This is a genomic window from Kribbella sp. VKM Ac-2568 (genome assembly GCF_004345365.1).
Lineage (GTDB): Bacteria > Actinomycetota > Actinomycetes > Propionibacteriales > Kribbellaceae > Kribbella > Kribbella orskensis.
In genome coordinates, this window is sequence record NZ_SLVF01000022.1 from 23,711 (window position 1) to 41,588 (window position 17,878).

The following is a 17,878-nucleotide window of genomic DNA, read 5'->3' on the forward strand; positions in this document are numbered from 1 at the left end:
ACCACGCCGTACCGCGAGGTCGCGCCGCCAGCGGGGCCGTTCCAGACTTCGTTTGCCGTCATGAACACCGACGTCCGCGCGACACTTATGCTCGAGTGGCACGGATATGGCCGGGCCTACCTCCGTATCGGGTGGGCGGGACCGACGGGCGGAGAGCCATGCGGCGGTGGGACAGGACGCTCGTACGACGGTGGGGTGGACGCGCGGTCGGTCTGGCGATGACCGGGATCGGCCTTTACATCGTCGCGCCGAGCCTGCTCTCCATTTTCGGCTCCTGGCCGAGGCTGCGGGATGTCCAGCCGTGGTGGTTCCTGGTCCTGGTGGCGCTGGAGACGTGCAGCCTGGCGTCGCTGTGGTGGCTGACCCGTCTGGCGCTTGCCCCCGCTGATGAGGCCGCCGGCGTGCCTCCGCCTCGCTGGGGCACGGTGGCCTCGGCGCAACTGGCCGGCAATGCGGCCAGCAAAGTCGTGCCGGGGGGTCCGGCCGCCGGCGGTGTGGTCCAGGCGCGTGTGCTGATCCAGGCCGGCCAACCCGCACCGGTGGTGGCTTCGACCCTCGCCGCGGTCGGGCTGTTGACGACCGCGGTCCTCATGTTGCTTCCCGTCATCACCGTGCCGGCTCTCATCATCGGTCCGCCGCCTGCCCGGCAGCTCCAACTCGGCCTCCTGGTCTCGCTGATCATCGCTGTGGTCATCGTGGGTGTTGGTGTGACCGCACTCACCTGGACCGGCTTCGTGGTCGCCGCTGGGCGTATCAGCGGACACCTCGGACACCTCGTCAGGCCCACCATCACTGCCGACTCGGTCGGGGCCTCTTTGGTCGCGCAGCGCGACCGTATCGCCAGTGCCATCGCAGGCCGCTGGTGGCGTGCTGTCTTCGCTGCCGCAGCGAACCGGATGTTCGACTACGCCGCGCTGGTTGCGGCGCTCGCCGCATTCGGCGTGCACGCCCGCCCGTCGGAGGTGCTGCTGGCCTACGTCGTGGCTCAGGCCCTCGCGATCGTGCCGCTCACTCCAGGTGGTCTGGGCTTCGTCGAGTCTGGACTCACGGCTCTGCTCGTGCTCATCGGGATCAGTGCCACCACGGCCGCGGTCGGCACGCTGCTCTATCGGCTCGTGTCCTTCTGGCTCCCCATCCCAGTCGGTGTGCTCGCGTGGGCAGGTTGGCGGATCAACCTCACCCGTTCTAAATGAGCGCAGCCGCAGCGCGGGTGGTCAACGCCCGGATCTGGCCGACGGACGCGGGGGACCCGGGACCTTGCACACGCTCTGCGGTGTGCACCGTTCCCGGTTCTTGTCGTCCCGAGCTGGGGACGGCTCCGCGGGGTCGTCGGGGCAGGTCTCGGATCGCTGCTCCGGTTGGGGAGTGGGGGTTTGGGGGCAGGCAGGTTTGGCCAGGGCACGGCCGACTACTTGGCGCATGGCCGGAGCCCAGCCGACTGCGGCCGTGGTCGGATGCTGCGCCCGAGTGGGTTCGGCAGACGGTGCCGGAGTGGGCGAGTCGGACTCCGACGGTCGGGGCTCGGTCGCCGTCGGCTCGGAGGGTTCCGGCTCGGACGGTCGCGTCGAGTCCGGGTCGGACGGCGTAGGTTTCGTGGCCGGCTCGGGGTCGGAGGGCTGGGCCACCTCGGGCTCGGACGGCTGCGTCGGCTTGGGCTTCGACGGTTTGGGCTCGGATGCCTTTGGCTCGGACGGTGCCGGCTCGGAGGTCTTGGTCGCGGATGGTTCAGGGGCGACGGGCTTGGCGGGTCGGGGGGAGGGCGGGTTCGGCCTGTTCGGCGGTGGCGTCGTCGTCTGCGGCCGGGTCGCTGCTCGTGGTGGTGTCGCAGGTTCGGTCCGTTGTGCTGGGGCGGGCTTGGCGAGCGCTGTGCCGTCCGGCGGCGGGTTGGTAGTCCAGGGCCGCACCGCCGGCGGTGGGTCGGTAGGCCAGGGGCGCACCGCTGCTGGATCGGTGGGCTCGTCAGGGAGTTGGTCGCCGGTTGACGGGAGACCGACCACACGGCCGGCCTGGTACATACGGGCCAGCGCGAGCACTACCCGGACGTAAGAGTCGGCGTTGTTGTAGCGGCGTACCGCCTGCGCGGCCTGGGCCAGATTGCGGAGGTTCGACGTACCGGTGCACAAGTACTGGGCGGCGCCCTGCGCGGCGTCGAACATGTTGTTCGGGTCGCCGAACCCGTCGCCGTTGCCGTCCGCGTTCACCGCGCGCCAGGTCGACGGGATGAACTGCATCGGGCCGACCGCGCGGTCGTACACGGTGTCCCCGTCGAGCGCGCCGCCGTCGGAGTCGCGGATCAGTGCGACGTTCGGCCGGCCGTCGAGTGGGATGCCGCGGATCCGCCGGGTGGCCGAGCCGTCCTCGCGCAGCTGGGCGCCACCGAACCGGCCGTGGTTGGACTCCACCCGTCCGATCGCAGCGAGCAGCGTCCACGGCACATCGCAGCCGGGGTCGCTGACTGCCAACCGCGCCTCGGCCTGCTTGTACGCCCGCAAGGCGACGACGGGGATCCCGCTCTCGCCGAGCGTCCTGATCACGGGCGCACCCGAGAGCACCATCTGCACCGGTTTCGCCACCCGATCGGGCCCGACGGGGACCGCTTCCAGCTGATCCGGCGCGACGAATTCGTCCAGCACCTCGTCCTCGATGAACGGATCGGCGGCTGGTGCCTCCGCCGCCCCGGCCGCGTCGTACCCGCGAGTCGCCGGACGGTCGGGGAACGGCGCGGAGGCCAACGCTCCGAGAGTGACCACGGCGGCGACCGCCCCGGCCAGCTGGTAGCGACTGTGGGTCGCCGGCCGGCCGCGGCGATGCCGTCCTGGGTGTCGTCGCCCGTGTCGCTTGATGAGCTTGTGCAGTCCGGGCATACGCATGATCCGATCCCTCCGCCGATCCGCCGTCGCAGTGCAGTCCCCCAGGGCTTGCCCAGGCGTTCGGGGCGAACCGCGTCCCGGATCGGTTCGTGGCTGACCGGCCGGCGATGCCCAGTGCGAGCGCGGCGACTCCTGCGCCGACCCACAGCCAGGGCACGGTGCCGATCCAATGCCCGAAGAACACCGCGGCCTCCGGCACGAGAAGGTCAGGGTCTTCGGATCGAGTCGGCGTGCCTGCCGCCGGTCGTGACGAACGTGCTGGTCATCCGCGCCGTGGCCGCCGGCCGATCCCTCGACTCGTCGGCGGTACCAGAGCTCGCCTAGCCCGAACCTGGCGAACGGGGCCGACGCCGACGCGATCGGGCTGATCAGGGCGGCGTACGGGCGCTGCTACTTCACCGCGACGATGTCGACGGTCCGGATGTCGGGTTCGCCGGCGAGCAGGTCATCGGCGACCTGAGCCAGAGCCTTCGGGATCTCCCCGTTCAGGTGGGCATCGCGTCCAGCCTCGGCCTCGAAGCTGTCGAAGATGCCGTAGTGGGTGTCATCGATCTTGAATGCGTACCACGTCACCGTGTCTTCCTCTGCCACGGCGAGCGCGCGGCCCCCGATCAGGAAAGCCCCGAGCTCATCGCCCTTGCCGGCCTTCGCCTCCAGCAGAGCGAGGACTCCCAGTCGTACGGCCATGTGCTGTCTCCCGTCGCTGATATGCGAGACCCGACCCCGGGGCACGACCTCGTCATGCTTCACCACGGGTCGGTCTCACCGACGGTGCGTCCACCTCACCAGTACCGCGACCGCCGCGCACCCTTACCCGCAAGCCGGCAGGAGACCCAAGAGGTCGCCCACTTCTCAACGATGCCATCCAGGCCCGCGATCCACCACTGAGCGGCGCTACTGGCCGCCTGAGCCGGCTTCCCGGATGACGTGCAGCGGCGTCGGTCACCATCAGCCGGGTCCTTCGGCACGTCGGTCGGGGCCACAGCCCTTGCCCGGACCGCCTGCTCAGCCGGACGATCGAGTCGGAGACCGAGTGGAAAGGACAAAACCTGTGATCTACGTCGGGATCGACAGCTCGTGGCGTCACTCCGGTGCCCTGGAATGGGCGCTGCGAGGAGCAGCCCTTCGGCATGAACCCCTCCGGGCGGTCTACGTGGTCGACCGGACGGTACGTCGTGCGCCGTACTCGGAGCCGACTATCGCGGACGAGGCGGCGATCGACCTCGTCGACGAGGTCCAGAAGCATCTTGACGCCGGCCGCGATCGGCTGGACAACGACGCAGAGCTGATGGGCGGCCGTCCGGCCACAACGCTGGTGGAGGCGGCGGCCGGAAGCACGATGCTCGTCGTCGGCCGGCGGGGGACGGGCGCATTCAAGCGACTGCTCATCGGCTCGACGGCGGAAGAGGTCGTCAACGTGGCGACCGTGCCGGTGGTCGTGGTTCCGGACAAGTGGAAGCCAGGCGACCACTCCGGTCCGGTCGTCGTCGCGGTGGGTGAGTCCGACGCGGACCAGGGGCCGATCGAGTTCGCGGTCACCGCGGTGGTGGAGCGGGCGGCGCCGTTGAGATTGGTCCACGTCTGGGAGCTGCCGAGCGTCCACAGCCGGGACGCGGCCGCGATCGCTCGCGCCGAGCAGGAAGGGGACGCCAACGCCCAGCGGCGGGGGGAAGCCGTCGCCGGCGAGTGGCAACTGAGGTATCCCGAGCTGGTCATCGAGGTCGACGTCCGCCGCGGCCATGCGGTCGACGGCGTCATCACCGCCGCGGAGCAGTGTGACGCCCAGCTCCTGGTCGTGGGCGGCCGTCGCCATCACCGGACGACCGCGATGCTGCTCGGCTCGGTCGCCCGCGGAGTCCTCCACCACGCGTCCTGCCCGGTCGCCGTTGTACACGCCGAGCAGACATCCTGATCCGGGGCTCAGCCATGCTCTGGGCGACCGCGACGACGACCGGGCGGCCACGAACCCCGAGATCGGACCTTCGGCTCTGCTTCAGGTGGTCCCGCAGCGATGAAATGTAGTCTGACGCGTACTGCGATCGCGCACCCGGAAACCTGGCGGAGTGAAAGGGCGGATCATGGAGAGTGCACCGAAGTTCATCCTGGTCGGGGTTGATGACGGCCCGGAGAGCCAGGTCGCGCTGCGCTGGGCGGTCGAGGAGGCAGGAGCACGCGGGTGCGCCGTGCGGGTGGTCTCCGCGCATCTGGACCAGACTGCCCAGTGGCCGGGCATCGGTTTCGAGGCCTACATTCCCCCACCTGAGGTGGACCGGCACCAGCCCGTGCACGACGCGGCGATCCAGTACGTTCGAGACCGGCTCGGCTACGAGAACGGGTCCGGCTGGATCACCGCAGAGTCAGCGGCGGCCGCGATTCTGACCGAGGCGCCGGAGGCCGAAATGATCGTGTTGGGCTCGCGGGCGCACAGCAAGCTCGGTGCCGCCCTCGGCTCGACCGCGACAGCGGTGACGGCCAAGGCACCATGCCCGGTCGTTGTGGTGCGCGATCTTGACGCGGCCGGACCAGTGCTGGTCGGCGCCGACGGGTCCGCCGATTCCGAAGCTGCTGTTCTGTTCGGCTTCGAGGCGGCCGCCCGATCAGGCAACCCGCTGGAGGTGGTTTACTGCTGGCAACCGCAGAGCCGTCACGATGCACCGATCGACAGTGCCGAAGGACTTCTGCGGAACTGGCTGGCCGAGAGTGTGGCGCCGTACCGGGACAAGTTCCCGGCGGTGCGGGTCCGGGCCGAGGTCGTGGCAGGCCGGCCGGCCGCGGTACTGGCGGAACGCAGTAGCACCAGTTCGATGGTCGTGGTCGGCTCCCGCGGTCGCGGCGGCGTTACCGGTCTGTTGCTCGGCTCGGTCAGCCAAAGGCTGCTGCACCACGCGAGCTGCCCGGTCGCCGTCGTACGCCCAACGCAGGAACACTGAGGCCGACGTCGCGGTCCATCTCAGTGAGCCGCCTCGGGAGGTCTGGAGACTTCAGCTGTGAGGCGGGCGGCACGGGCTTCCAGATAGCGCTGTTCGGGAACGCTGGTCGTACCTCGGGCGGCCTCCTGGTAGGCCTCGCGTGCGGCTCGGTGGTCGGCGGTCAACTCCAGTAGGTGTGCGCGAACTGCGGCGAGTCGGTGGTGTCCGGCAATGCGCGCGTCCTTGCTCAGAGGCCGCAAGAGTTCGAGACCGGCCTCGGGCCCATCCACCATGGCGACCGCAGCCGCCTCGTTGAGGGCTGTAATCGGGTTGGGCGCGAGGTGTGACAATACCCTGTACAGCGCGACGATCTGTGGCCAGTCGGTGTCCTGCGGACGTTCGGCTTCAGCATGGACAGCGGCGATCGCGGCCTGGAGCTGAAGATCAGATAAAGCACCTGCAGTACGGCGCGCAGTCGCTCGGCATGCTCGTCGGCGGGGGGCACCGCGCGCCGGCGACCTTGATGCGGCCCCATCGGGCGCCCTGACCGCTAACGGGTCGCTATCTCGGCAGACTTCCGCGGGTGGCGCAGGGTGAGGGCCGCGAGGGCGCCCAGCAGCGGGAAGATGGCGATCGCCGCGATCACCGTGGTCAGGCTGAACGACTTCGCGAGCGCGCCGGCGGCAGCCGAGCCGGCGCCGCCGCCGACGAAGAAGGTCAGGTTCAGCAGAGCGACCCCGCCTCCTCGTTGTGCCGGCTGGATCCGTGCGGACAGCAGTCCGGTCGCGACTACTTGAGTGCTGGCGAAGGCTGCGAAGCCCAGCGAGACGGCGCAGATCACCAGGACGGAACTGTCGACCAGGCCGGCCAAGCCGAACAGCACAGCAGAGGACAGAGCGGTTGCCGCGATCAAGACGCCGCCGGCGGCGGGCAGTCTGCTCGCCCACCGGGAGAGGGCGCCGCCGAGCACGGCTCCCGGCAGCAGCCAGGCGCCGACCGACAGGACCGACCAGCCGTGCTCGCGCACTAGGAACTGCGGGGCCGCATACATCGATCCGAAGAGCCCGGCGAACACACCGACTCCGGTGACCATCGCCCGGAGGAAAGTGGTGTCGGTGACCAACCAGCGCTGCACGAACCCTTCCGGTACGCGGGCCACCCGCAGCGCCAGACCCGTCGCGCTCACCACCAGCGCCGCCGCCAAACCACCGACCACGGTCGCTGGAAGCTCCAGCGCGGACGACTGGATGAGGATCACGAACGATGCGGCACACACGCTCAGCAGGCCCGCGCCGGCCAGATCGACCGGCCGGTTCGAACCTGAGCGGGACTTCGCCAGCCGCAGCGCGAAAGGCACAGCCAGCACCGAAAGCACCGGCAGTACCACCGTGAGCCGCCAGGTCAGCCACTCCGTCACCGCGCCGCCGGCCAAGGTGGCGCCGGCCGAGAACACGGCGATCGTGGCGCCGAAGGTCGCCAGCACCTTCGGTCGCTGATCCGGGGTGGACGACGACGCCAGGACCAGCGCGGACGCGGACGTCGCCCCGGATCCGGTCGCGAGCACCAGTCGGCCGATCACCAGCGCGACGATGCCCTGTGCCGACAGGCAGACCACCGCGCCGGCGACGAGCACATCCGCGCCGGCCAGCAAGGTCACCCGGACTCCGCGCGAATCGGCGAACCGGCCGGACAGCGCAGTAGCGATGCCTAGGGCAAGGGCATGCGCGATGAGAACCCAGGCCGCGGTGGACGGCGTGGTGCGGAGCGCCCGGGTGACGTCCGGCAGCGCGACCCCCGCGGCGGTCACCCCGAAGATCGCCGGGCCGAACAGGCTACCGAGCCGTAGGCCGGTCGAGCGTGCACTTGTCGTCATGACGACCTGCTGTCGATCGGAGGGATGTTCTGGTTGAAGCGGAAGAGGTTCGCCGGGTCGTAGCGCCGTTTGAGCTCGGCCAGCCGCTGATAGACCGCCGGTGCGAAAGCGCGCGCGGTCTGCTTCTCGGCGCCGGGACCGTTGAGGAAGTTGATGTAGGCGCCGCCGCTGCCCCACGGCTCGAGCGCCGTCAGCACGGACGCGGACACTCCGTCCGGCGGCGCGATCGTCGCCAGCGTGAACGCCGTGTCGCGGTGCCCGGTCGCGCTGGGCACCTCGGGCAGCCGCGCGACCGCGCCCCCGAGGTGTCTCAGCTCGACTATGTACGCCGAGCAGCCCGAACCCGGCCCGGCCACCTCGAGCAGAGTCTTGGCCGCATGCACGTCGAAGCTGTCGAGCAGGATCGACCTTTCCTGCAGAGGCATCGGGTCGACCGGGTCCTGGTGGACCTCGCCGATCTCCGGATAGGAACGCTCCACGACCGTGTCGAGGATGGGACCGAGCCCACGCAACGGCGCGAGCAGCCGGTTTCCGTCGGCCGGGACGCCGAGGAACGTGATCCGCACATGCGCGCTCACCCGTCCACGAAGCGGCGCCGGCACTGTCGGAAGGTCGGGCAGCCGCAACAGGGCGAGCGACGTGGTCATGGACTCAGGGAGTTCCGCGGTCCACTGCCACCACGTGTCGAGCACGGCCTCGACCGACTCCGCCGCGAAGAACAGGCCGCCGCCGTAGAAGATCCGGACCGGCATCAGCCCGAACTCCATCGCCGTGACCACGCCGAAGTTGCCCTTGCCGCCGCGCATCGCCCAGAACAGGTCGGGTTCCTCGTCCGCGCCGGCCCTCCGCGGGACCCCGTCGGCGGTGACGACATCGATCCACCTGACGTGGTCAGCGGCGTACCCGAACTGCCGCGCCATCGGCCCGAGACCGCCACCGAGGGTGTAGCCGACGACTCCGACGAACGGGGACGACCCGTTCAGCGGAGCCAGCCCGTACGGCGCAGCCGCCGCGATCACCTGGTTCCATCGGACCCCGGCCTCGACCCGGGCGGTCCGTGCCTCCGGATCGATGTCGACGCCGCGTAGACGGCCGGTGCTGATGAGGATGCCGCCGTCGACCGGTACGGAGATCCCGTGGCCGGTGGCCTGGACTCCCACCGGCAGGCCGCGCTCGGCGGCGTACCGGACCGTTGTCGCGATCTGATCGGCGTGCTCGGCGGCCACGACGAGGTCCGGCCGATGGGCCGCGGCCGTGTTGAAGCCGGCCAGCTCGCTATCCCAGCCGCGATGACCGGGAGACAGCAGTTGATCGCCGAGGAGGCGCTTCAGACTTGTCATACCGCGAGTCTGGGGAGCGCCGGCCGCCCGTCCCATCCCTCGTTTGAGGGGTTACGTGGGTCCCTATGCTGGTAGCGGCGAAGGGAAGCGGATGAGTCGATCGGACGAGCGTCGCATGCTGTTGTCGAAGGCCACGGAAGAGCCGGACGCGCTCAGGATGTTCGCGCAGGCGTCCTCGCGGCTGAGGCGAGTGGTGCCGTTCGACGCCGCGGTCTGGCGGGTGACCGATCCCGAGACCGGCATCCTGACCACACCCATGCACGGCGAGAACATAGACGCCCAAGGTTGCTTCGAGTACTGGGAGACCGAGCTCCTCGCCGGCTCCGTCAACCTCTACAGCGACCTGACCACGGCCCCCCTCCCCGTGGCGGGGCTCCGTGACACCACCGGCGACTGCCCGGGAACCAGCGCCATCTACGTGGACTTCATGAAGCCCCGCGGCCTGTACGACGAACTGCGGGCGGTCCTGCGCGTCGGTAGTCGTCCACAGGGCACAATCAGCCTCTTCCGAACCAGCAAGGCCTTCAGCCGCGCCGATGTTGAGTTCGTGAATTCGCTCGTCACACCTTTGGCCAGGCGGCTCCGCTCCTACGCGACGCCCGGTCAGTACGCCATAACCGCGGGCCGCCCGGGGTTCCTGCTCTTCGACGCGGCAGGCTCGCTGGTGTCCGTCAACGACGAGGCCCGGCGCTATCTCGAAGAGCTCCCCGAGGGCGGTCCTTCAACGGACAGCCGACTGGATCTGCCTGTTCCGCCCTGGCTGCACACGATCGCCTTGACGGCCCGGAGCGGTCCCGCGTGGATCCGCCTGCGCACACGCGGGGGTCGCTGGCTAGTCTGCCACGCCTCGCCGATGCAGGAGATCGGCGGAGGCCCGCAGGGATCCGCCGTGGTGCTCGAACCGGCGAAGGCATCCGACGTGATGCCGCTGGTCGCCGACGCATACGAGCTGTCCGAGCGCGAGGTCGAGGTCACCCAGTACGTCGCGCGCGGGCTGCCGACGGAGCAGATCGCCGAGCACCTGTTCCTCTCGCCGCATACCGTGCGCGACCACATCAAGGCGATCTTCGAGAAGACCCAGGTGTCGTCGCGAGGCGAACTGGTCGGCAAGCTCTTCGTCGAGCGCTACCGGCCCGTCGGCGAACAGGCCGTCCAGGCCGCAGACGAGCGCCACCCAACTGCCGGAAGTCTCAGCTGACCGGTCCCAGGTCGGAGAGCGCAGGACTTGCCTGATTCGGCTTCAGACGCTGGCGGTGGGTCTGCGAGCGCTCGTTTGGTTGCGTCGATATCTGCCGGGGGTGACTCCAAACTCACGTTTGAACGCAGCGGAGAAGGCTATGTCTGAGGTGTATCCGGCTTGTTTGGAGATGACGCGCAATGGCACGTCGGACTCGCGGAGCAGTCGGGCTGCGGTGGTCATTCGCCACCATGTGAGGTAGGTGAGCGGCGGCTGCCCGATCAGCGCTGTGAACCGCCGGGCGAAGGCCGCACGGGACAGGCCCGCCTCGGCGCCGAGTTGTTCGACCGTCCACGGATGCGCGGGGTCATCGTGAATGCTCGTCAAGGCCGCCGCGATGGCCGGATCGTTGAGCGCTGCCACCCAGCCGCTTGCCTCCTTGTTGTGAGGTCCCTGATCGAACCAGGCCCGCAGAATGTAGAGCAGGAGCGTGTCCAGCAGTGCCGGGACGATGGCGCCAATTCCGAGCAGCGGTCTCTCCAGTTCGCTGCCCAGCAGGTCGACTGTGGCGCGCAGCGATGAGTGGCACCCGACCTGTGCCGGCAGGTGGACTATCTGTTGGACCTCCGACAGGAGCGGGTGCGCTCGTGTCTCGTCGAGCATGTACGCACCACAGAGAACAACTGTGGCAGCCCCTGACCCCTCGCCCCGTACTCGGCTGTATGGCTCTCTCTGGGGTTTGATCTCCGCAAGAGGGGTGGAAGGGCTGTCGGCCAGCCCATGTGAGATCTCACCATGGACGAACGCGACGTCGCCCGGTCCGAGCGCGATCGGAGTGCCGTTGGGTGGAGGAATGAGCCAGCAAGACCCTTGGAGCACGACATGAAAGCCCGCTCCCTGACTCGACGGGAAGAACATGCCCCAGGGAGCATACAGCTCGTGGCGGGTCGAGTGGGGTCTGCCGGTGCGCATTGCAGCAATGACGTCGCTCAGTACATCCACAGCGACAGTCTATCGCCGATCCGCCAGCAAGACGATCGCTTGCAAAGTTGAGATGAACACTTATTGTTCGTCTCCGCTGGTCGATATAGCTTGATGCAAAGCGGACTTAGTGTCCGGCCGGCGAAAGAGGACATCCCGATGGCAAAGACAGTGCGCTTCCATGAACTCGGCGGACCCGAGGTACTCAAAGTCGAAGAGGTGGAGATCGGCGAGCCCGGTAAGGGTGAATTGCGGATCCGGGTCGACGCAATCGGCTTGAATCGAGCCGAGGCACTTTTCCGCGCCGGTTTCTATTTCTATCAACCGACCTTGCCGGCCTCCGGCATCGGATACGAGGCCTCGGGGACGGTGGATGCTGTCGGCGAAGGAGTGGACGGCTTCGTCCCCGGTGACGCGGTCAGTACCATCCCTGCGTTCTACATGAACGAGTACGCCACCTACGGTGAGCAGGTGATCGTGCCGGCTGCTGCCACCGTGCGGCGCCAGGAGGGCATCGACGCGGTGACCAGCGCCGCGGTGTGGATCGCCTACACGACGGCGTACGGAATGCTGGTGGAAATCGGCCAGCTCGGCGCCGGCGACACCGTGCTCATCACAGCAGCCTCCAGCAGCGTCGGTCTGGCCGCAATCCAGGTCGCCAACCACCTCGGCGCCATCCCCATCGCGACCACCCGCACCAGCGACAAGAAGCAGCAGTTGCTTCAGGCCGGCGCTGCACACGTGATCGTCACCGAGGAGGAAGATCTTGTCACCCAGGTCCGTGCGCTCACTGGCGACAGCGGCGTAGAACTGGCTGTCGACGCGATTGGCGGCGCAGGCGTCCACACGGTCGTCTCATCAGTCGTCCGTGGCGGCACCCTCGTCCTCTATGGCGCCCTCGACCCCAGTCCGATGCCGCTGCCATTTGCTGACGATGGCCGAGGACGCAACATCCGCTGGTACTACTTCGCCGAACTCACCTTGGATCAGCCGCGGCAGTTGCGTCGAGCAGAGCTCTTCATCAACGCCGGCCTGCGATCCGGCTCACTGTCGCCTGTCATCGACCGCACCTTCGATCTCGACGACGTCGTGGAGGCCCACCGCCACCTCGAATCCAACGCACAGGTCGGCAAGATCGTCCTCACTGTCCGGCACTGATTGGCGAGGACGGCGACAGGCTGGTTTGGGTTCGGCCGGGATGAGAGTAGTATGAGATACATAAGATACGAATCTCGGAGAATTGGAGTTGGCATGATCGTTGTCACGGGAGCGACCGGCACCCTCGGGCGTCCGCTCGTTTCATTGCTGAAGGATCAGGGTGTCGTGGTGCGTGCGGTCGCCAGGTTCGCCGACGCGGGGACGGTGCCGGTCGGAGTCGAGGTCCACAAGGCGGATCTGGCCCGTCCGGAGGAGGTCGCGCCTGCTCTGGAGGGAGCCAGCGCCCTGTTCGTGCATCCGCGTGCAGTCGGGGAGAGTGCGGCCAAACTGGTCGCGCTTGCCGCCGAGAAGGGGGTACGACGAATCGTGGTTCTGTCGGCGATCAACGTCGACGACGACCCGTCGTACCAGCCGTCGCGGTTGAATGGTGATCGCAACAAGGAGGTGGAGGACGCTGTCACCGGCGGGGGGCTGCCGTGGGTGGCGGTACGGGCCAGCTCGTTCGCCACCAACGCCATCGGGATGTTCGGTGCTCAGGTGCGCGCCGGTGATGTCATCCGGGCCCCGTACGGCGACTTCGCCGAGGCTCCGATCCACGAGGCGGACCTGGCCGCCGTGATCGCCCGTGCGCTGGTCGACAACAACCTCGACGGCCGCCGGATCTCGGTGACCGGCCCCGGTTCGGTGACTCACGAGGAGATGGTCGCCGTCATCGGCGAGGTGATCGGACGGCCCCTCGGTTTCCAAGAGGTCTCGGCGGAGATGGCTGTGCGCGGAATGGTCGCGAATGGTCTGCCGGAGGCTTTCGTCAACGCGCTGATGGCCAGATACGAACGAGGTGCCGGGAATCCTGCCCCGGTCACTGACGAGGTGGAGCGGATCCTCGGCCGCCCGGCCCGCAGCTTTGCCCAGTGGGTCGCGGACCATGCGGACGCCTTCGGCGCGGTGGCGTCGTGACTGTCGACAGCCGCCGTACTCCGAACGCAAGGTTCGAGGGGTTGCTCGACTACCCGTTCGAGCCGCATTACTTGGAGATCGATGCCGGCGACGGCGCTGATACCCGGCTACGCGTGCACTACATCGACGAGCGACCCGATCCGGCCAAGGCGTCCGGCGAGACCGTCCTTCTGCTGCACGGCGAGCCGACCTGGAGCTACCTCTACAGACACGTCATTCCGCCACTGGTCGCGGCCGGGCACCGCTGTGTCGCCCCCGACCTCGTCGGCTTCGGCAAATCCGACAAGCCCGCCAACCGATTCGACTACACCTACCAGTCTCACGTGGACTGGCTCCGCCAGGTCGTCCTCGACCAGCTCGAGCTGTCCGCCGTGACGATGGTCTGTCACGACTGGGGTGGCCTGCTGGGCCTGCGCCTGCTGGCTGAACATCCGGACAGGTTCCGACGTGTCGTGGCGACGAGCACCTCGATGCCGACGGGGGATCGGGAGCCCAGTGGTCCGCTGTCCATCTGGCTGCAGATCAGCCAGCGGTCGAACCCGTTCGTGGCGAGTCAGGTCGTGGATCGCGGTACGGTCACCGAGCTCGAGCCAGCGGTCCGGGCGGCATACGACGCGCCGTTCCCCGACGAGAGCTACTTGCAGGGCGCCCGGCAGTTCCCGCTGCTGATCCCTTTGACCCCGTACGACGAGGCGACCGTACCGAATCGCGAGGCATGGTCGGTACTGCGGACCCTGTCCATCCCCTTCCTGTACGCGCACGCCGATCACGACTGGGGAGTCGGCGAGGGCAGGACGACGCTGCGCGAAGCGGTTCCGGGTGCGCGGGAGGTGGTCATCGAGAACGCCGGACACTTCGGCCTGGAAGACCGCGGGCCCGAGTTCGCCGCCGTGGTCGACGAGTTCATCGGGTCCACCGCCACCGTGGAGAGGACTGCGTGAGTATCGTGTCGATCCTGAAGGTCGTGCGGACGGCAAGCCTGCTGTTCACCGGGCTGTTCGCCGGGTTCCTGCTCGGTGTGCTCGTGCTGGAGAACTCGTTGCGGGGTTACGGTGCCGCGGTTTACGCGCAGGTGCGGCAGGTCGAGCTCGACTCGCTGGACACGCTGGCCTCCGTCACGTTGATCCCGGCGCTGGTCAGCACTCTGGTCGTGGCCGTCCTGGCCATCCGGGCCAGAGGCAACGATCGGTGGTTGCTGCTGGCGGCGTTCGCGCTGCTGCTAGTGGTGTTCGTGACATCGCTGGCGTTCAATCTGCCGATCAACGGTGATCAGGCCGACTGGTCGGTGCAGGCGCCGCCGGCGGACTGGGCGAGTGTGCGGGACCGCTGGCAAGCGGCCCATGTGGTCCGCACCGTCTCCGCAGTACTGGCGTTCTGCTCGCTGGCCGTCGCCGCTGTTATCCGTACCGCCCGCAGTACTGCCGCTGGACGAAGCGACAGTGCGCTGGTTGGGAGCAAACCCGGTTCATCTCACCAATAGCCCGCCCCGGACAGACCACCGGGACACCTCGTTCCAGTCCCGCCGCCGAAGCCGGCGGCGGGACGTCGTCTCTGACGCCGTCGTCGAGGCAAGGGAAGTCGCGAGTCCTAAAGTAGTACGAGGATCGTATGCTATGTTTTGAGTATTAAATTGATTCCCCGGTCGGAGTCCTCAACTGGTAATCGTGAAGACTATGCGGTCCGCGGTCGCAGTGATTGCGGATACCGGGACTGTTGCGATCTTCAACAGTCCGGCGAGGATTCGACGCGGGCTCGCGTCCAGCCGGACGCCGCTACGGCCGTACCAGCCGGCTGGCGATCGCGTCGCAGGTCGCGGGACGTTAGTAGAGTGCTGTGCGGACGTCGTGCGACCTGAGGAGCAGACTTTATGAGTTCGGGATCTTCTGGCGATGCGAGGCGCCGACGGCGGCTGGCGAGCGAGATCAAGGACTCGCTTCGTGAGTTGAGAAATCAGCTGTCGTTGCTCAACCACCAGGTCGGTGCACACGTCGGTCGTCGATCCGGGTTGGCTATTTCGGATCGCCACCAGTGTCTGCCTGACCGCGTTGGAGCACAGCCGCGGATCAGCGGCTTGCTGACAGACCGGGGTTACCGTGGTCGGTCAGATGTCCCGCTGCTTCGGCCAGATGTTCGAGGACAACGCGTACTGCGGGATGGCGTGCGCCACCTGGCCGGGTCAGGGTGAAGATGTGTCGCGCGGTTACGGGGGTGATGGGTAGCAGAGCTACGTTTTCAGGCCCGTGGAGCGTGGCCAGGTGGGGAACCAGGGCGACTGCCTCACCTGCGGCCACGAGGGCGAGCATGGCAGAGAACTCTGCGCACTTCGCGACCGTGCGAGGTACGAAGCCGGCAGCGCGGCACGCATGTTCGACCATCCGATAGCAGGCACTCATGGCGTCTGGTACGAGCCAGTCCCGGTCGGCCAGCTCTGCGAGTGGCACTGGCAGTGACCGGTTTCGTGGTGCGTTCAACGGATCGCCGGCGGCGACTGCCAGGACCACCGGATCGGCGAGCAGCGCCTGCCGTTCCACGGATGTCGGTATCGGACCCGGAGCGAGCTCATACGAATAGGCAATGACGATGTCGGCATCGCCACGCATGAGTGCGTCGAGGCCCTGCTCCGGCTCGAGGGTGGTGAGCTGGAGTCGAATCCTGGGCGCATGTTCTGCGCGCAGCTGTTGCCACGTTTCGGCGACCAAGGTGCCCATCGCCGAGGAGAAGGCAGCGACTCGAACTGTCCCGGCGATTTCCGTGCCCAACGCTACAAGATCGGCTTCGGCGGCGGCCAGTTGATCGAGGACGATGCGGGTGTGTGCGACGAGCAGCAGGCCGGCTTCGGTGAGTCGCAGTCGGCGGCCGACTCGCTCGACGAGTTGGACGCCGGTCTCTCGCTCGAGCTGGGCCAACTGCTGGGAGACCGCCGGCCCGCTGATATGTACGGCCTCGGCTGCCGCCGTGACCGTCCCTTCCGTGGCCAGGACATTGAGGAGGCGGAGTCGCCGCAGCTCTAACATTAAGCTCACCTTATGGATTCGGAAGAAAAACAGAAGTAGACTTTACGATAGGGGATCGCAAGACTTGAGTCGTGAGGACCAACCGGGCATGGGCCGCTCTGGCGGCCACCATCGTGTTGTGGGCGGTGGCGTTCCCCGCCATCCGCGTCGGATTGGCAGGGTATGGCCCCGCGGCACTCGCGCTCCTGCGCTTGATGATCGCTTCGGCATCGCTCGCGCTGGCCGCACCGATGCTTGGGCTGCGTCGGCCGGCCAGGCGTGACCTGCCGCTGATCGCGCTGGCAGGTCTGACCGGGATGGCCGGCTACCAATTCCTGCTGACGTGGGGTGAGGTGCACGTTCCGGCCGGAACCGCGAGCCTCATCATTGTCACGAATCCCGTCTACAGCGCCGTCATCGCAATGCTGTTCATCGGCGAGCGCATGACCGCGCGCCAGGTCGTAGGAGCAGGGGCCGCGCTCGTGGGGACCATCGCCATCGCCACCGCCAGGGCCGGCGTGGAAATCGATCGTTCTGCATGGGTCATCCTGGCGGCGGCCGTCGCATTCGGCTCGTACCACGTAACCATCAAGCCGCTGCTCAGCCGATACAGCGGCCTGGAAGTGACGGCCTACGCGACGTGGACAGGCACGCTGCTCTTGCTGCCGGGCCTGCCAGCCCTCGTGCAGGCGATCCCACACGCAACTGCCCGAGCCACCTTGGCGGCTGCCTGCCTAGGAGTGGCGCCGTCCGCCCTGGGGTTCGTGGCCTGGGGTTACGCCGTCGCGCGTCTGCCGGTGACGACGGCGACTGGTGCCCTCTACTTGGTTCCACCCATCGCGGTCGTCACCGGATGGCTCTGGCTCGGCGAGAACCCGCGAGCCATCGAACTCCTGGGCGGCGTCCTCGCGATCGCCAGCGTCGCATTCGCCAACAGCCGACGCCGACCGGAGCCAGACCCGCAACGGAAGGCGACCGAGCTGGCGAGTCCGGCCAACTCTTCCTCCGACAAAGTTCATTGAGGAATCTCACCCGGGTGGGTTTCTGAAGGTTGAGTAGTACGCGGTAGACCTGACGCCGCTACGGCAGGGTCGTTGTGACCTTGCCGTAGCGGCTGTGTGTGCCGGTCACCAGTTCGATGACGGGTCGACTGTCAGCCCCAGGTGGCGCCGGCGGGTTCGCGGATGGTGGTGTTGAGACGGTTGAACAGATTGGTGATGCCGATCATGAGGATGACCGCGGCCAGCTGCTGCTCATCGAAATGGTGCGCCGCCTCTGCCCAGATCTCGTCGGTCACCGCCTCCGGTCGATCCGCCAGCCGGGTCGCCGCCTCTGCCAGGGCCAGCGCGGCCCGCTCCGAGTCGGTGAACAGGTTCGACTCGCGCCATGCGACTACCTGCAACAGCCGATCCTCGGTCTCCCCGGCCTTCCTCGCGCTCTTCACACCGGCGTCCACGCACGGGCTACAGCCATTGATCTGGCTCGCGCGCAGATGCACCAGTTCCAGCGTGGTCTCCGGGACACCTCCCTTGTGCATCGCTTTGTAGATGTTCTGGATCCCCGTCATGGCGTCCGGAAGCACCATGGCAGGGTTCTTCATCCTGGCAGTCATCTTGACCT

At 67.9% G+C, this 17,878-nt stretch carries 16 protein-coding genes; 9 read left to right on the top strand and 7 right to left on the bottom strand.

What is annotated here, in order from left to right; all coding sequences use genetic code 11:
- Nucleotides 1-158: 158 nt before the first annotated feature.
- Entirely contained in the window at nt 159-1,193 is a 1,035-nt protein-coding gene (locus EV648_RS40460) for a lysylphosphatidylglycerol synthase transmembrane domain-containing protein (protein ID WP_132301448.1), read from the top strand.
- A gap of 21 nt (nt 1,194-1,214) precedes the next feature.
- Here EV648_RS40460 and EV648_RS40465 read toward each other — a convergent pair whose 3' ends face one another.
- Together EV648_RS40465 and EV648_RS40470 are read right to left on the bottom strand one after the other, a co-directional pair.
- Nucleotides 1,215-2,870, bottom strand: coding sequence for a lytic transglycosylase domain-containing protein (locus EV648_RS40465; RefSeq protein ID WP_132301450.1), 1,656 nt, complete (start codon nt 2,868-2,870; stop codon nt 1,215-1,217).
- 390 nt (nt 2,871-3,260) lie between these two features.
- The gene (locus tag EV648_RS40470) at nt 3,261-3,557 is read right to left on the bottom strand and encodes a putative quinol monooxygenase (protein WP_132301452.1); all 297 of its coding nucleotides are present in this window, start codon (nt 3,555-3,557) and stop codon (nt 3,261-3,263) included.
- Nucleotides 3,558-3,921: 364 nt separating this feature from the next.
- Here EV648_RS40470 and EV648_RS40475 point away from each other — a divergent pair, with 364 nt between their 5' ends.
- Both EV648_RS40475 and EV648_RS40480 read left to right on the top strand, forming a co-directional pair.
- Nucleotides 3,922-4,782: a universal stress protein gene (locus tag EV648_RS40475; protein WP_158294209.1), complete on the top strand. Its 861-nt coding sequence runs from the start codon at nt 3,922-3,924 to the stop codon at nt 4,780-4,782.
- 166 nt (nt 4,783-4,948) lie between these two features.
- Nucleotides 4,949-5,800 (top strand): universal stress protein, encoded by an 852-nt coding sequence (locus EV648_RS40480; RefSeq protein ID WP_132301456.1) that lies wholly within the window; start codon nt 4,949-4,951, stop codon nt 5,798-5,800.
- Nucleotides 5,801-6,329: 529 nt separating this feature from the next.
- Here EV648_RS40480 and EV648_RS40490 read toward each other — a convergent pair.
- Both EV648_RS40490 and EV648_RS40495 read right to left on the bottom strand, forming a co-directional pair.
- The gene (locus tag EV648_RS40490; RefSeq protein WP_132301458.1) at nt 6,330-7,652 is read right to left on the bottom strand and encodes an MFS transporter; all 1,323 of its coding nucleotides are present in this window, start codon (nt 7,650-7,652) and stop codon (nt 6,330-6,332) included.
- Entirely contained in the window at nt 7,649-8,992 is a 1,344-nt protein-coding gene (locus EV648_RS40495; RefSeq protein ID WP_132301460.1) for an FAD-binding oxidoreductase, read from the bottom strand. Before EV648_RS40495 ends, EV648_RS40490 begins: the two co-directional genes overlap by 4 nt.
- A gap of 115 nt (nt 8,993-9,107) precedes the next feature.
- Between EV648_RS40495 and EV648_RS40500 the strand changes: the two genes are divergently transcribed.
- Nucleotides 9,108-10,190, top strand: coding sequence for a helix-turn-helix transcriptional regulator (locus EV648_RS40500; protein ID WP_199235118.1), 1,083 nt, complete (start codon nt 9,108-9,110; stop codon nt 10,188-10,190).
- Between the two features lie 42 nt (nt 10,191-10,232).
- Here EV648_RS40500 and EV648_RS40505 read toward each other — a convergent pair whose 3' ends face one another.
- The gene (locus tag EV648_RS40505; protein WP_132301464.1) at nt 10,233-11,171 is read right to left on the bottom strand and encodes an AraC family transcriptional regulator; all 939 of its coding nucleotides are present in this window, start codon (nt 11,169-11,171) and stop codon (nt 10,233-10,235) included.
- 198 nt (nt 11,172-11,369) lie between these two features.
- On the opposite strand from EV648_RS40505, the gene EV648_RS40510 reads away from it, so the two are divergent.
- The 4 genes from EV648_RS40510 (at nt 11,370) to EV648_RS40525 (ending at nt 14,745) form a co-directional block, all read left to right on the top strand.
- Nucleotides 11,370-12,308, top strand: a complete 939-nt coding sequence (locus EV648_RS40510) for a zinc-dependent alcohol dehydrogenase family protein (protein ID WP_199235119.1) — start codon at nt 11,370-11,372, stop codon at nt 12,306-12,308.
- Between the two features lie 93 nt (nt 12,309-12,401).
- Entirely contained in the window at nt 12,402-13,265 is an 864-nt protein-coding gene (locus tag EV648_RS40515; RefSeq protein WP_132301466.1) for an SDR family oxidoreductase, read from the top strand.
- Nucleotides 13,262-14,206 carry a haloalkane dehalogenase gene (locus EV648_RS40520; protein WP_132301468.1) on the top strand — a complete coding sequence of 315 codons (945 nt, stop codon included), beginning with the start codon at nt 13,262-13,264 and terminating at the stop codon, nt 14,204-14,206. Before EV648_RS40515 ends, EV648_RS40520 begins: the two co-directional genes overlap by 4 nt.
- Complete coding sequence (locus EV648_RS40525) at nt 14,203-14,745, top strand: anthrone oxygenase family protein (protein WP_241996097.1); 543 nt, start codon at nt 14,203-14,205, stop codon at nt 14,743-14,745. The genes EV648_RS40520 and EV648_RS40525 overlap by 4 nt, the downstream gene beginning before the upstream one ends.
- A 583-nt stretch (nt 14,746-15,328) precedes the next feature.
- On the opposite strand, the gene EV648_RS40535 is transcribed toward EV648_RS40525, so the two are convergent.
- On the bottom strand, nt 15,329-16,279 hold the full coding sequence (locus EV648_RS40535) for a LysR family transcriptional regulator (RefSeq protein WP_132301470.1): 951 nt from the start codon (nt 16,277-16,279) through the stop codon (nt 15,329-15,331).
- A 71-nt stretch (nt 16,280-16,350) separates the two neighbouring features.
- Between EV648_RS40535 and EV648_RS40540 the strand changes: the two genes are divergently transcribed.
- The gene (locus EV648_RS40540) at nt 16,351-17,280 is read left to right on the top strand and encodes a DMT family transporter (RefSeq protein WP_132301472.1); all 930 of its coding nucleotides are present in this window, start codon (nt 16,351-16,353) and stop codon (nt 17,278-17,280) included.
- 131 nt (nt 17,281-17,411) lie between these two features.
- Here EV648_RS40540 and EV648_RS40545 read toward each other — a convergent pair whose 3' ends face one another.
- Nucleotides 17,412-17,870, bottom strand: coding sequence for a carboxymuconolactone decarboxylase family protein (locus tag EV648_RS40545; protein WP_132301482.1), 459 nt, complete (start codon nt 17,868-17,870; stop codon nt 17,412-17,414).
- Nucleotides 17,871-17,878 lie beyond the last annotated feature (8 nt).